The sequence below is a fragment of the Streptomyces katrae genome (genome assembly GCF_000717655.1).
In the GTDB taxonomy this organism is placed as follows: domain Bacteria; phylum Actinomycetota; class Actinomycetes; order Streptomycetales; family Streptomycetaceae; genus Streptomyces; species Streptomyces katrae_B.
In genome coordinates, this window is the sequence record NZ_JNZY01000004.1 from 204,260 (window position 1) to 218,897 (window position 14,638).

At 73.0% G+C, this 14,638-nt stretch carries 8 protein-coding genes; 1 reads left to right on the plus strand and 7 read right to left on the minus strand.

From position 1 onward, the window contains the following. Positions 1 to 16: 16 nt before the first annotated feature. Entirely contained in the window at positions 17 to 4,645 is a 4,629-nt protein-coding gene (locus IF09_RS0107330; RefSeq protein ID WP_030293122.1) for a HEAT repeat domain-containing protein, read from the minus strand. Positions 4,646 to 4,798: 153 nt separating this feature from the next. Here IF09_RS0107330 and IF09_RS0107335 point away from each other — a divergent pair, with 153 nt between their 5' ends. Continuing rightward, a complete protein-coding gene (locus IF09_RS0107335) occupies positions 4,799 to 6,091 on the plus strand; it encodes a ricin-type beta-trefoil lectin domain protein (RefSeq protein ID WP_030293125.1) in 1,293 nt (430 codons plus the stop codon). 6 nt (positions 6,092 to 6,097) lie between these two features. Here the strand turns inward: IF09_RS0107335 and IF09_RS0107340 are convergent, their stop codons facing one another. The 6 genes from IF09_RS0107340 to tsaD form a co-directional block, all read right to left on the minus strand. After that, positions 6,098 to 8,137, minus strand: coding sequence for a DEAD/DEAH box helicase (locus IF09_RS0107340; protein WP_051832166.1), 2,040 nt, complete (start codon positions 8,135 to 8,137; stop codon positions 6,098 to 6,100). Continuing rightward, complete coding sequence (locus IF09_RS0107345; protein ID WP_030293130.1) at positions 8,134 to 10,491, minus strand: hypothetical protein; 2,358 nt, start codon at positions 10,489 to 10,491, stop codon at positions 8,134 to 8,136. The genes IF09_RS0107340 and IF09_RS0107345 overlap by 4 nt, the downstream gene beginning before the upstream one ends. A gap of 490 nt (positions 10,492 to 10,981) precedes the next feature. Next, positions 10,982 to 11,815 carry a S1 family peptidase gene (locus tag IF09_RS0107350; protein ID WP_030293131.1) on the minus strand — a complete coding sequence of 278 codons (834 nt, stop codon included), beginning with the start codon at positions 11,813 to 11,815 and terminating at the stop codon, positions 10,982 to 10,984. A 138-nt stretch (positions 11,816 to 11,953) separates the two neighbouring features. Next, positions 11,954 to 12,715, minus strand: coding sequence for a tyrosine-protein phosphatase (locus IF09_RS0107355; RefSeq protein WP_324606839.1), 762 nt, complete (start codon positions 12,713 to 12,715; stop codon positions 11,954 to 11,956). Positions 12,716 to 12,763: 48 nt separating this feature from the next. Further along, a complete protein-coding gene (locus tag IF09_RS0107360; RefSeq protein ID WP_030293133.1) occupies positions 12,764 to 13,432 on the minus strand; it encodes an O-methyltransferase in 669 nt (222 codons plus the stop codon). Between the two features lie 94 nt (positions 13,433 to 13,526). Next, entirely contained in the window at positions 13,527 to 14,576 is a 1,050-nt protein-coding gene (tsaD, locus tag IF09_RS0107365; protein WP_030293134.1) for a tRNA (adenosine(37)-N6)-threonylcarbamoyltransferase complex transferase subunit TsaD, read from the minus strand. Positions 14,577 to 14,638: the final 62 nt, after the last annotated feature.

Genomic DNA, 14,638 nt, shown 5'->3' on the forward strand with positions numbered 1-14,638 from the left:
GCAGGCCGGGAGGGCGTCATTCGGCTTCGGCGGTCGTGATCTGTCCGAGAACCTCTGTGTACAGGGATCGCCTGTCGGGGCGGACGTGGGCGGCGGCGTGTCTGAGGGCGGGGATCGACGACGTGCCCATGACGGTGAGTCCCTCGGCCGCGGCCTTGCGGACGGTGGGGTGGGGGTGCTCCAGCAGCCCGGTCAGGGCGGGGATCGCGGGGGCCCAACTCGCGTGGGAGAGGGTCCGGATCGCCGTGCGCACCAGGTCCGGCTGGGGGTCGTCCAGCAGGATCGTCGTGTGGCGGAGGTAGGTCTGCCGGTCCAGCACGGCCCGCGAGGTGCGGTGGGCGTGCAGGCGGACCTTCGGCTTCGGGTGATGCAGCAACTCGCCGATCAGGTCCCGGAGGCCGGGGTCCTGGTCCGGGCCGGGGACCCGGTGTTCCTCGGCCAGTCGCGTGAGCGCTCGGCGTATCCGCATCGGGTCGCCGGTGCGGGCCAGGTCGAGGAGATGCTGCCCGGACGGGGCTCGTGACGGTGCCGGCGGGGCGGCCGGGGCACGGTCGCGGAGGGCGGCCAGCGCGGCGGCGTCCTGCCGTACGGCGTCGGGGTGGCGCAGCGGACCCTCGACGAGGAGCAGGCCGTCCGCGAGGTCGTCGCGGCCTTCGGCACGCAGCCGGCGGCAGGTCCGCACCAGCGCGGGGGTGCGCAGCAGGGGACGCCCGCGGAGCAGGTCGAGGAACCCCCAGGCTCCGGCGTCGAGCCGGTCGCCGAGATGCTCCGCCAGTACGTCGGAGGGGGCCCGGCGCAGCGCCCGTCCGGCTGCGGAGCTGCCGGCCGGCGGGTCGTGCTCCCACCAGTCCAGCAAAATCGGAATGAGTGGTTCCAGGTCCCCCGGGTCGAGCCGGCCCGCCGCCAGGGCGACCCTGTCGTGCAGGACGTCATCCGCGCGAAGTTCCGTCTCGCCGACGGCGTTGAGCGTGTGGGCCAGGTCGATACCGACCGGTACGTCGATGCGGCCTTGCAGAAACGCCCGGAGCACGGGAAGCCTGGCCTCGGGCTCGGGCCACTCCAGGAGCGCCAGGGCCGCAGTGTGCCGGTGATCCGGAGCGGGTGCCTGCAGCATGGTCAGCAGGCGCTCCCGCAGTGCGGTCGAACGGGGCTGGTCGAGGTCGTCGATGTGTACCGCCCGCGGTCGCGGCGTCCGCGGGTACGTGGTCTCGGTGATGGTCCAGGGTGGTGCGTCGAGCGGCTGGATGTCCGTCATCCAGTCGATGAGGGCGGCGCGGACCTCGGGGCCGGCAGAGGCGTGGACATCGATCAGTGTGCTCAGGCGGTCCCGGGAGTCCGGGATGCCCTCGGGCCCGGGAGGGAGTCGGCGGAATCGTTCCAGGGTGCTCGGCGTGCGCACCGCCGCGTCCAGTGCGGCTCGCCACGCCTCGGCTTCGGCCGGCGCGGCAGGGGCGGCAGGGGCGGCAGGCGCGGCGAACGCGTCCCGCAGCACAGCGGTCTCGGCCTGCCAGGGGTTGGCACCCAGCCGCGCCGAAGCAAGTGCCTGCTCGAGGTCGGCGCGGACCAGCACCGCGCCGAGCCGGCGGAGCAGCGTCAGCAGGGACCGGCCCCCGGGCGCAGGGGGCAGCGCGCGCACCGCGTCGGCGACTGCCGGCTTCAGAGCCGCCGCCAGAGTCGGCGCGACCGCTTCGAGTACCGCGATGAGCTCGTTCCGGTCTCGGGCCGGGGCCTCGGCGAGGCCGTCGAGCAGGACGCCGTGGGACCGGGCGAAGGCCGTCAGCTCCTCGGTCGTCCACGGTGCCGGGCAGAGCCGGAGGACGAGGGCCAGTACGCGACCTCGTGCAGCGGGTTCGCAGCCGGCCAGGCGAAGCCAGTCCGGCAGCATGGGCCGCAGGGCCCGCAGTTGGGTGGGGTGCGGCTGCTCACGCCTCTGGGCGACGCGTAGCGCGACCGACGGGTTCCAGCCCTCCGTCGCCAGCGACCTGAGGTCCCGGTCCGCTCCGCCGTCCACCGCCGGCCCCGGCGTGGCGGGCGGGGTGATCCCGTGCTCGGCCATGGCCGGCGACAGCTCCTCGATCGTCCCGGAAGCGAGGCCGACCCGGCCGGTCGCCACCAGGGCGAGCAGGGTCGGTGCGACCCGTGATGCCTGGTCGGCCAGTGCGAGGACCGAGGCCGCCGGCAGTGTGCGGTCGAGGCCTTCCAGCAGCAGTTCGCGGGCGCGGCCGTCTTCGCTGTGTTCGGCGGCGGCGAGGACGGTCGCCACGTACGCGTCGCCGAGGACGGCGCGCAGCGCCTCGACGAGCGAGCCGCGCAGGCCCGGGTTGTCGTGACGCCCGAGCCAGAAGAGCAGTGCCGGTACCGCCACGGGCGTGCCCGCGCGGACCAGGACCTCGGCGGCGGTCTTCTTGATGTTCATGTTCGGATGGTCGAGACATGCGGCGATCGCGGCGGAGGCCCAGCGGGCCCGGGCGTGGCCGAGTGCGAGCAGCGCCTGCCGAACGGTCTGGATGTCCTGTGCGGCGGTCAGCGCGATCAAGGTCGCCGACAATGCCTGCGCGTCGTCCCCGGTGGCGTCGCGGGCGAGCAGCGCGAGCACGTGCTTGCGGACGTGCCGGTCGCGGTGCCGCAGAAGGCGGTGCGCCCGCGTACGGGTGCGCGCGTAGGGGGCCCGGAGCAGGAGTTCGAGCAGGATCGCCTGCTCGCCGGCCGACAGGCCGGGCCGGTCCAGCAGATCCAGACCCATGGTCGCGACGAGTGCGTGTCCGGCCTCTTGTTCAGTCGCCGCATCGAGCAGGCAGGACGGCCTGATCCGTCCGCGCCTGTGGAGACGACGGCCCAGGCCGTGTACGGCATCCAGGATCTCCTGGGGTACGACGGGCTCGACGGGCTCCCCGGCCGGCCGTCCGGTGTCGAGTCGCGGGGCGGCTCCGCCCGGCTCCCACGACGCCGCCAGTTCGGCCACGATGCGCAGGAGCAGGTCCGCGATGACCGGCAGCGTGCCGGCGCCGCCGTGGGTGGCCAGTCTGCACAGTGCCGCCACCGGCTCGTCCGGGTCCAGATGGGAACCCAGGAGGGCCAGTTCGTGCTCGTCAGGGCCACCGAGATCCGCCGCGATGCGGGTCGGCAGATCGGTGGGATCGAGACGGACGAGGATGGCACGTCGCTGTGACGGGTCGTGGGTCAGATGCCACAGCACCTCGAGGGCGCGGCTGCGCACCGCGCGGAGATGCGGCGCGATCACGCCCACGCTCTCCGCCGTGGCGAGACCGAGCCCTTCCCTCAGCGCCGTCGTCGTCCGGTGACCGCCGATGGCCTTCAGAGCATCCAGGGCCGCTGCCGGAGCGGAGGGCAGGAGAGCGATCACGGCGTCTTCGGCATCCTCGTGGCGCAAGGCGCGGATCGCGTCGAGGAAAGGCCCTGGCACGGGAGCCGAGGGAAGAACCCGTGTGATCGCGTCCCCGATCGGCAGCTCCCCCGTCCCCTGTCCGGCGAGGGCGACCAGCAGCGTGAGCCGCCGCGGCCAGCTCGGATCGTCGGCGTCCGCATCCACCAGCACGCGCAGCACCGCCTGTCGGCAGGTGTACAGGATCGTCGCGACCTCGTGGGGCGGGATGGAGTGATCGGCCAGCGCCAGGCCGATGATGGACGGGACGTGCGGGTCGTCCGGGAAGTGCCCCCGCCGGTGGAGCCCGCGCAGGCACGTCACCGCCGGGCCGCCGAACAGCAGGGGGTCCCGTGCGGCGATGGCAGTCAACGCGCCTATGTCCCCACGGTCCGCCAGGTCACCGAGCAGTTCCATCCCGCGCCGGCGAAGACCCGGCGGCAGATCCGGATCGTCGACGACCTGCCGCAGCAGGCCACCGTGCCCGTGATGGACGGCAGCCGCGATTGCGGCATCGGCCGCCTCGGGCCGTGTGATCACCGAGTCGGCCGTGAGAAAGGGAGACAGGAGTCCCTGCGGCAAGGGCGCCAACGCGGCCCACGGCGCGGCGAGTTCACCCAGTACGTCGGCGACGACGGCCGCACTGTCGGCACCGAGCAGGCGGATCGCACACTCGCGAACCAGTGCGGGGGCCAGCAGACCGGCGTGCAGCCCCTGCCGGGCCAGCTGCAGCGCCGCGGCCTGCAGCACCGGGTCACCGCTGTCGGCCAGTTCGTTCACGAGGTGCCCGGGCCGGTGCGCGCGGGTGACGGTCATTTCCCGCACGGCCTGGTACAGCAGTTCGCCCCGCGGTTCCTTCCGGATCAACGTGGGCTCGTTGATCAGCTCAGCGCGCAGCCAGGCGATCTGCACCCGCGCCGGGAGCCCGGCCGAACGCCACGACGGCCGGCGGAGCCCCTGGCGATACGGCCCCAGTCGTTCATGGAGCCGCGCCAGGACGAGCGCCGCCTCCGGCGGTCCCTCCACCGATACCGGCAGCAGCCCCGCGAGTTCGGCCTTCTCAGGGTCGTCACCCGTCCGGCCCGACGTGACCCGCTCGGTCAGAAGGACCAGGCCCAGATGCCGAATGCGGGGATCGTCGTGCCGGATGAGGCGTCCGAAAACGGCCGGCGGGCAGAGCTGCGCGTCAAGATGGCCGGCCAGCCAGCCGACGTCAGCTCGGCGCACCGCATCGTGGAAGGGCTTGTCTGCCGGCGTGATCATCATCGGATGCTAATGCGGACGTTCCCCGCACCACCAGCAGGTGATCTGCGGCAGCCGGCAGAGCGGCACTCCCGCACTCTTGACCGGGACGCGTCAAGGGGGTTCACTCCCACTCACGCTCAGGTCTGGACCAGCGCTCGAATCGAGGCCCCCATGTCCACACCCTTACGCAGACGCGGATCGACGCTGGCAGCGCTTGTCGGCAGCTCCTTGGCACTTGTTCTCGGCTGGGGTCCGGCCACCTCGGCCGTCACGCCCGTCATGCCCGTCATGCCCGTCACGCCCGTCACCCGGGCGGCAGCCGTCGACGCCGTCACCTTCGAGGACGACTTCGACGGCCCGGGCGGGGCCGCCGTGGACACCGGGAAGTGGCAGATCGAGACCGGGGACAACGTCAACAACCACGAGCGGCAGTGGTACACGCCGGGCGCCGCCAACGCCGCGCTCGACGGCCGGGGCAACCTGGTGATCACCGCCCGCCGCGAGAATCCCGACAACTACCAGTGCTGGTACGGCCGGTGCGAGTACACCTCCGCGCGCTTGAACACCGCCGGCCGGTTCACCCAGGCGTACGGGCACGTCGAGACCCGGATGAAGGTACCGCGCGGGCAGGGCATGTGGCCCGCCTTCTGGATGCTCGGCCATGACATCGGCCAGGTCGGCTGGCCGAACAGCGGTGAGATCGACGTCATGGAGAACGTCGGGTACGAGCCGTCGACCGTGCACGGCACCGTCCACGGGCCCGGGTACTCGGGCGGCGGGGGCATCGGGGCTGCGTACACGCTGTCCGGCGGTCGTGCCTTCGCCGACGACTTCCACACCTTCGCCGTGGACTGGGCGCCGGGCTCGATCACCTGGTCCGTGGACGGGCAGGTCTACCAGCGCCGGACCCCCGCCGACCTCGGCGGCCGGCAGTGGGTCTTCGACAAGCCGTTCTTCCTCATCCTCAACCTCGCGGTGGGCGGCGACTGGCCGGGGAACCCGGACGGTTCGACGCAGTTCCCCAACCAGCTCGTGGTCGATTACGTGCGCGTCACCACCTCCGATGGCGGCGGCGGGCGTACCGGAACCTTCGTCGGGCTGGCCGGCAAGTGCCTGGACGTGGCCGGCTCGCAGACCGCCAACGGCACCCAGGTCCAGCTCTACACCTGCAACGGCACGGGCGCCCAGCGGTGGACGCTGCCGGGCGACGGCACCGTCCGGGCGCTCGGCAAGTGCCTGGACGTCAACGCGGCCTCCACGGAACCCGGCGCCAAGGTCCAGCTGTGGGACTGCAACGGCTCCGGCGCCCAGCGCTTCGATCACAACGCCACCACCCGGGACCTGGTGAACGTCCCGGCCGACAAGTGCGTGGACGTCCGCGAGCAGAACCCGGCCGATGCGACCCCCGTCCAGACCTGGTGGTGCAGCGGCAATCCCAACCAGAAGTGGACTTTCACCGGCTGAGCACGGTCACCAGGGGCGGAGCAGCTCGCGGAGGGCGTCGGTGTCGCCCAGCAGGGCGTCCGTGTCGCCGTCCGTGAGGGACGGGTCCGCCATCGGGCGGAGGGCGGGGTCGCGGAGGGCGGCTGCCAGGGCGGCGACCTTGTGGTTGAGGACCTCGTTGACCCGCTCGTCGACCGTGTCGGCGGCCAGCAGCACCGTGCAGGTGGGGCGGGCGGCGGCGGGCAGGCCGAGGCGGTGCGTGCGGTCGAGGGCCTGGAGCCAGGTGCCGGCGGCGTACCCGCGGTCCAGGTGCACCTGGTCGCTGGCCGCCAGGTGCAGGGAGACCCCCTCGCCCAGGGTCTGCGGGGTCGCGACCAGGGCCCAGCAGTCGTCGTCGTGGCGGAAGCGGTCGAGCTCGCCCTGGCGGTCGTCGAGCGGGGTGGTGCCCGTGACGACGGCCGGACGGTGCCGGGCCAGCGCCGTGACCAGCGCCTCGATGTTGCCGAGGAAACCCGACCAGACGACGGTCTTGCGGCCCTGGGCGCGGTGCTCGGCGACGAGTTGAGCGGCGCGGACCACCTTGGCCGGGCGGATGTGCCGGGTCGGTTCGGCCACCAGGGAGGCCAGGTCCGGATGGCCGGGCCCGTCCAGCGGCAGCGACCACGGATGCCCCGGGGCGAAGACCGCGGCCGGGTTGGCCGCGGCCGCGATCAGGTGCAGCAGGGCGCGGCCCGCCCGGGCCGCCACCGCTGCCGAGGCGGATCCCTCGGCTCCGGCGGCGTCCTGCGCCCACTGCCGTACGCGGCTGGTCATGGCGTCGTACAGGGCGCGGTGGGAGGCGTCGAGGGCGATGCGTTCCACCCTCAGGTGCAGGGGCGGGAGTTCGAGATCGTCCTTGGTGGCCCGTACGTAGGCCCGGTCCCGGAGGTGGGCGAGGTCGCCGTGGACGAGCCGGGGTCCCTGCCCCGGCCACACCAGGTCGAACACGGCCTCGAGGTCGCGGGGCCGGTTGGGCATCGGGGTACCGGTCAGGACCATGACGGCGTCGGCGCGGCGGGCGAGTTCCGCCGCCTGCGCGCCGCGCCGGGAGGCGGCGCCGGCCTTGGCGCGGTGGGCCTCGTCGAACACGGTGAGGACCTTGCGCCCGCGGGACCAGCCGGCGAGTGCGGCGCGCACCGCCGGGTCGCCGAGGCGCTCGTAGTTGAGTACGACGACGGTGTCGGTGCGCGCCATGACCCGGGGGCGTACGGCGACGGCGGGCGCCCGGTCGGGGGCGAAGCAGGCGCGGGCCTCCTCCACCCAGGCCTCGAACGCGGAGGGCGGTGCGACGACGAGCAGGGCGTGCGCGGCCCGCCGGGCCCGCAGGGCGGTGAACACGGCGTACGCCACGGTGGTCTTCCCCGAGCCCGGTACGGAGAAGTTGGCGCCGCCGCCGGCACGGAGCAGGCGGGCCGCGGCGGTGCGCTGGAAGGGGAGCAGCCTCCGGACGAAGCCCAGGGCCGGGAGGTCGATGTCGGCGGGCCACGCGGACTGTTCGGCCGCATCGGCGGCGAGCAGCGCGGCCAGCCCGTCCGCGGCGGCGGCTCCGCCCGCGCGCAGCCGTTCGGCGGCCGGGGTCCAGGTCCACCGGGCGGCTGCCGCGGGATGGCGGGCGAGCAGCCGGGGCAGGGCCCGGGCCCGGTCACGGCGGACGACGACCGAGGCGGCGGTGACGGCCGTGGCGGGCGTGCCGTGCAGGGTCGGGCCGAGGAGGGCGGCCACGTCCTGCCACCAGCGGTCGCTGACGTGCGCGGGCCGCCGCACCACGGGCCGCCCGGCCTCGTCGACGGCGACCGTGCCGGTGGCGCGGCGGTCATCGTCCCTGGCCACCGTGCCGGTCGCCCGCCCGTCGTGGTCACCGGTCACCGTGCCGGTCGCCCGCCCGTCGTGGTCACCGGTCACCGTGCCGGTGGCGCGGCGGTCGTCGGCCACGGTCGTCGTACGGGCGCCGCGGCGGCCCTCCGCCGAGGCGGCGGCCTCGGTCGCGGCGGCGGCCTCGGTCGCGGCTTCCGCGTCCGCCGCGGTCACCGGCGGGCCTGCTGCCTGAGGTAGGCCATCACGCCCTGGCGGAGGAAGCGGCGCAGGCTTTCGAGGGACTCGTCGGTGCCGTTCTCCACATCGGGGTCGATGCCCACCTCGTCGATCATGAGGGGGAGGTTCTCGTCGTCGGGGTCGTAGTCCTCCTCGTCGACACCGGCTCGTACGGCGTCCACCCGGATGCCGGCAAGCACGCTCGCCCGGGCAGCCACGTGGTCGATCTCGTCGGCCAGGGCGACGACGGCCCTCTCCCACGCGCCGATCTCCGCGAGCGGGTCGGCGCTTCCCCGGTCCCCCTCCGCGCCCGGGCCGTCCGGCCACAGCGGGACGGCGACGGCGGAGCGGAGGCCCTGGCCTTCCGGGTGGTCGCTGTCGCCGGCCCGGAAGCCGGGCGTCGGAATGGGTGCCGGGGATCCCGGGCCCGCGCCGGGCCTGCCGTCGATGCCGGGGGGCTTGGCCCAGGACCGCCGCAGCCACTCCTCCAGCATCTCCGCGCCGGTCGCCGGGTCGACCGGGACCACGGGCTCCTTGACGATGGCCGCGCGGACGATGGCTTCGAGCTGGTCGATTCCCTCGGCGGAGCGGGCCGCGTTCATGACGACGACGTCCGCCTCGACCTTCATCACCCCGCCACGGCCGCCACGCCCGGTCAGGGTCATCGAGGACGGGTACCGGATCGTACGGGGCGTCCCGTCGGGGTGCGTGCCACCGTCCGGGCGGCGGTAGTTGCGCAGCGCGGGGTTCGCCGCGTGGGCGACGAGCGCGAGGACGGCCAGGGCCCGCTGGTGCCGTCCGATACGGGTCCGCTTGGCCTGCAGGGCCGCCGCCAGCTCCCGCCGGGCGCCTTCGGCGATCTCCTCGACGTCCCGATCGATCAGCTCCGTCCAATTGCCGTCGTGCTGGGCGATGTCGCGCAGTTCCGGCTTGCGGAAGGAGCGGGCGGTCACGGCGGTGAACTGGCCCATCTCGCCGTCCCCTTCCAGACCTGCGACCAGACCGGCCAGGGAGGCGGTGGTGGTCGCCGCCTGAAGGGGCGAGTTGGGCACCCGCAGCCGCTTGAGCGTCTCCCGCACCACGCCGTACCGGCTGGGGACGGCAGGATCGTCGACCACCGTGGAGACCATGACGTGCGTGGTGGCCACGACGCGGTTGCGATAGGGCATGCCCGACGGGTCGTCCTCCCACGGCACCTGCGTGTCTCCGAAGAAGACGTCCCGCTGCTCCTCGGCGAGGTAGTCGCGACGGACGAGGTCGTTGACGACCGTGCGGGCCTTGAAGGCCTCGTCGTCCGACTTCCCCCACAGGGTCGGGTTCTGACCCTTGACGTGGAAGCGGGCCATGTCGGCGTAGACCACGTCGTGAGCGCTGTTCCTCCGGTACGGATCGACGGCGATGCCGATGTCCATCCGGGCCGTCATCATGCGCAGCGTGGCCTGGGCCTCGGGTGGGGCGCCGTCGAGCCAGGCGTCCACCGCGGGCCTGCTCCGGCCCGTCGGCCAGACGGCGAAGGACGCGTCCTCGAAGCGCAGCGCGCGGTGGGCCGCGGCGATGCTCTCGGGGGTGTGCGGCCGGACGGTCAGGGAGCCGTCGTCCGCGTTCTCCCAGTGCATCGTGGACAGGTCCGCATGCGTGCCCATCAGTAGCCCCATGAAGGACTGGGCGACGCTCACCCGCGTCCATCCGTCGTCCGTCTCGACGAGGTACCCGCGCTCGTCGTCCGACACGTACACGTCGTACAGGAAGCCGCGGATCGGCTCCCGGATCCCCTCCAGGGCCAGCGAGTCGGCGAACTCCTTCTCGGCTTCGTTTACGTACGCGTGCGGTACGCGGACCTCCTGCTGCGCCCTGGTGATGTTGATCAGATGCGCGGCGGACCGGGCCCGGATGCGCAGGCCGGAACCGACCTCGTGGATCAACGACTGACCGTGACCTCGCATGATCCGCTGGGCGGAGGCGGCCATGCGCGGCTGGACGGTGGCCGGGCGCACCATGGGGACGCAGACCACGAGCTGGGCCACCGACAGCAGCCCGGCGTGGTTGCGCCGCCACTGCGCGCGGCGGACGGCGTCGATGTTCTCCCGGCCGCCGGCCGACACCGCCTCGATGGCCCGGACGAACTCGGCGGGAGTCTCCTCGGACGCGCAGTCGTGGGCCTTGGCGTACCAGTCCATGACGGCCTTGCCGAGTTCGGTGGGCGGCTCCCCGTCGGAGAGGGCGGGCTCGCCCCGCATGGGCTCGAACTGCGGCGGCAGCATGGGGAAGACGCCGTCGAGCGGGACGGCGTCGGAGATCAGGTTCTCGTGGCGGGGGTCAAGGAACCGGAAGGTGCTCTTGCGGGCAGCCATGGATGGCGACCTCCTCAGGGTCGACACCCGATCACAGCGCGATGCCCGTACACGGGTACGCGTACGGGAGGGCACGGTGAAGAACGGGTGCGTCGTCGGTGTGTCGAAGGAGCGCGGAACTCAACTTCATGACGACGCAAGCGCCGCCTCCACAGACCGTCACCAGAGCCGGCCAGGCGCGTCGCCAGCTGCGGCGTGCGAGGGCGGATGGACTCCCGATGATGTGGAGCGACCACCCGTCGGAGGTGGTTGCGCAGCAGACCGTAGCCGACAACACGTCAACTCGCGGGCCGAACACGGTATTTGGAATAAGTGAGCGACGAGTTCCGGCCACACCGCATTCAGGATGTGCCGGACGCCAGGGCGTACGTGGGCGGATCGCATCGGGTCAACGCCGGCACATCGCGACGGCGACCGCGGCGAGCGACCCGCCGTCGGCCGAGGTGGGGCGAGTGGCCGCCCGCCCCCGCGGAGCGGGCGGCCGGTCGCGCTACGGCTTCGGCAGGGCGCAGCCCGCCCGGTTCAGGTCGATCTTGTTGCCCGCGCCGATGCAGGGGACGATGAGGTACGTCTCCTGGGCGTAGTTGATGCCCTGGCGGACGGTGACGTTGCCGCTCTCGTCCACCTCGCACGGGTTGTTCTCAGTGCAGCGCTGCCCGTCCTCATTGCCCGTGTTGTTGACGGCGACGACCTTGCCCGTCGTCGTGTCGATCACCGGGGAGCCCGAGGTTCCGCCGATGGTGTTGCAGGACGAGGTGTAGCGGACGGAGTCCTTCCAGGTCCATTCGCCCTCCTTGAGGCGGTACGCGAACCCGTCCACGTTGCAGCTGTAGATCCGCTTCCAGTACCCGGACACGACCTTGATCGCCGTGCCCTGGACCGGGCGGGCGTCGTTCAGGGTGAGCGCGCTGATGCCGTACTGGCTCTGGATCTGCGCGTACGTCTTGGTCAGCTGGTAGACCGAGATGTCCGTGTCGGTCATCGTCGCGTACGCGATCTTGCTGGCCCGCAGCGTCGCCACGCGCGAGCCCGACGCGTTGAGCAGCGAGAACGAGCGGCTGGACGGCTGGTCCTTGACGACCTCGCCCGGCCCCGGGAAGCCGGTCTCGATGCAGTGCCCGTTGGAGAGGACGAGCGCCGGGTCGGTCGGCAGGGAGCCGGGGGCGCGGACGACGGAGCCGGAGCAGTTGCTGAGCGCGACCGTCCCCGCGTAGTTCACGGTGACGGCCGCCGCGGCCTGGTCCCGGGGTGCGGCGACGGCCGGGGCTGCCGCCGCTCCTGTCAGGAGCAGCGCGAGCAGGGCGCCGGCGAGAGGCTTGTTCATGTGGGGGTTCCCCTCTGATGACGAAGAGCAACCGAAGATCCTCCGGTTGTCATGTGCATTGTTGGGATGTCCGCCTCAACTCACAAGCCCGTACGCCGAGTTGGCAGAGGCCACACCGGTATCGGGTTCCGGCCATGATCAGCGCAGCAGACGCTCCCGCAGCCGGGCCTTCGTCGCGGGCGTGATCCCGACGCGCGTGGCGAGATAGCCGGCCGCCGAGCCATAGCGCGTGGTCAGATCGGCGAGGACGAGGGAGAGGATCGTCGCCGGGGCACGGCCGTACGACGGCCAGCGCATGGTGCGGCCCGGGTTGGCCGCGTGCCAGTCGGCCGTGAGGCGGGCGGTGGCCAGCTCGGTGAGCGCGAAATCGGCCAGGATCTCCTCCTCGGACACCTCGAGGAGCGTCAGGACGAAAGCGGCGATCAGGCCGGTGCGGTCCTTGCCGGAGGTGCAGTGGAAGACCGTCGGGCCGGGGTCGGCGGCGATGAGCTCGATGGCCCCGCGGATCTCCTCGACGCCGTCCTCGGTCACCTCGGCGAACCGGTCGGCCAGGTACCGCCAGGGGTCGATGCCGGGGTCGATCGCGGCCTGGTCGTACGGGCGGTGCTCGATGCTCAGGTTGGCGTACCTGAACCGCCCGGCCTCCGGGATCCGGCCCTTCGCCTCGATCTCCCAGGGGTAGCGCAGGTCGATGACGGTCCGTATGCCCAGCCCGAGGAAGCGCTCCCAGTCGGCGCCCGCCAGCTTCCCGAGGGAGTCGGAGCGGTAGAGCGTGCCCCAGGCGACGGTGCGGCCGTCGGCCGAGCGGTAGCCGCCCAGGTCACGGAAGTTGTGCAGGCGCTCGAACTCGATGTGGCGGCGGTACGTGTCCGCGGGCGGCTCGATGGTGCGGTCGGTCAACTGGGGCTCCTCAGAGTGGGGTTGTCACCCCAGGATGCCCCACGGTCCTTACCGCTTGCGCGCGAGCGTGAGACCGTCCGCGATCGGGAGCATCACCGACTCGACGCGCTCGTCGGCCCGTACGTGCGCGTTGAACTCCCGGATGGCCAGGGCGTTCCCCCGGGCGTCCGCGTGCACCGCATCTCCCCCGTACAGGACGTTGTCGGCGAGGATCAGCCCGCCGGGGCGCAGGCGCGGCACGAGCTCGTCCCAGTAGGCGCGGTAGCCGGACTTGTCGGCGTCCAGGAAGGCCAGGTCGACCACCGGCTCCCGGGGGAGCGCGCGGAGCGTCTCCAGCGCCGGGGCGATCGCGAGCTCGATCCGGTCGCCGACCCCGGCCGCTTTCCAGGCCTCCTGGGCGATCGACGTCCACTCCTCGGAGACGTCACAGGTCAGGACCCGCCCGCCGGGCACCAGGCCCGCGGCCAGGGCGAGCGTCGAATAGCCGGTGAACGTGCCGACCTCGACGATCCGACGGGCGCCGAGCATCTTGCCCAGCAAGGTGAGGAAGACGCCCTGCTCGTGCGGGACCTGCATCTGCGCCTCGCGGCCGAGCGCGCGGGTCCGCTCGACGAGCTCCTCCTGGACGAGGCTCGGCGGCTCGGCCTGAGCGACCAGATACCCGTACACCTCGTGGGTGAGGTGCACCGTCTTCACTTCGTCGACGTCCCTGTCCATGTCGTACGTCCCTTCGCGAGTCCCGTGCGTACGCCTTCGGGACTGCCCAACGACAGCGCCCCGGAGCGGCAACGGGCCGCCCCGGGCGGGGCCGTCAGGCCATCGGGTGGAGCGCCGCGTACTCGAGCGGGGCCGACGGGTCGATCGTGAGGTCGTACGGCGCCGGCTCCGCGCCCGCGCGGACCAGCAGGTCGCCGATCGCCGCGATCATCGCGCCGTTGTCCGTGCACAACGTCATGGGCGGCACCCGCAGTTCGATGCCCGCGGAGGCGCAGCGCCGTTCCGCCAGGGCACGGACGCGCGAGTTGGCCGCCACGCCGCCGACCACCACCAGCGTCCTCACGTCGTACGCCGTGCAGGCCGCGACCGCCTTGCGGGTCAGGACGTCGGCCACCGCCTCCTGGAGCGAGGCCGCGCCGTCGGCGACCGGCAGCCGCGCCCCGCGCTGGCGGTGGCCCTCGGCCCAGCGGGCGGCGGCCGTCTTCAGCCCGGAGAAGGAGAAGGAGTACGCACACGGGTCCTCCCCGCGCGGCCCGCCGGTCAGCGGCCGGGGGAACGGCACGGCCTGCGGGTTCCCGCCCCGCGCCGCCCGGTCGATGGCCGGCCCGCCCGGATACGGCAGGCCGAACACCCGGGCCACCTTGTCGAAGCACTCCCCGGCCGCGTCGTCCAGGGTGTCCCCGAGGTGCAGGATCGGCTCCCGTACGAGGTCCCGTACGAGCAGCAGCGAGGTGTGCCCGCCGGAGACGATCAGCACCACGCAGGGCTCGGGAAGCGGCCCGTGCTCGAGGGTGTCCGCGGCGACGTGCCCGGCGAGGTGGTGTACCCCGTACAGCGGTACGCCGAGCGCGTACGCGAGGGTCTTGGCCCCGGCCAGTCCGACCTGGAGCGCGCCGGAGAGGCCGGGTCCGGTGGTGACGGCCACCGCGTCGAGCTGGTCCGCGCGCAGTCCGGCCCGGTCGAGGGCCTGGCGGACCACCGGGTTGAAGGCGTGCAGGTGGGCGCGGGCCGCGATCTCGGGGACGACCCCGCCGAAGCGGGCGTGCTCGTCCATGCTCGACGCGACGACGTGCGCGAGGAGGCGGCCGCCCTGCACGATGCCCGCGCCCGTCTCGTCGCAGGACGACTCGATGCCGAGCACCACCGGAGAACCCGCCACCGCCATCACACCTGCACCCGTACCCTTATTGCGAATATTTTGCAATA

What these genes read in the sequence shown, in the direction of transcription:
- IF09_RS0107350 (WP_030293131.1), bottom strand. Translation starts at nt 11,815, where the DNA reads ATGAACAAGCCTCTCGCCGGCGCCCTGCTCGCGCTGCTCCTGACAGGA.
- IF09_RS0107330 (WP_030293122.1), bottom strand. Translation starts at nt 4,645, where the DNA reads ATGATCACGCCGGCAGACAAGCCCTTCCACGATGCGGTGCGCCGAGCT.
- IF09_RS0107360 (WP_030293133.1), bottom strand. Translation starts at nt 13,432, where the DNA reads ATGGACAGGGACGTCGACGAAGTGAAGACGGTGCACCTCACCCACGAG.
- IF09_RS0107345 (WP_030293130.1), bottom strand. Translation starts at nt 10,491, where the DNA reads ATGGCTGCCCGCAAGAGCACCTTCCGGTTCCTTGACCCCCGCCACGAG.
- IF09_RS0107335 (WP_030293125.1), top strand. Translation starts at nt 4,799, where the DNA reads ATGTCCACACCCTTACGCAGACGCGGATCGACGCTGGCAGCGCTTGTC.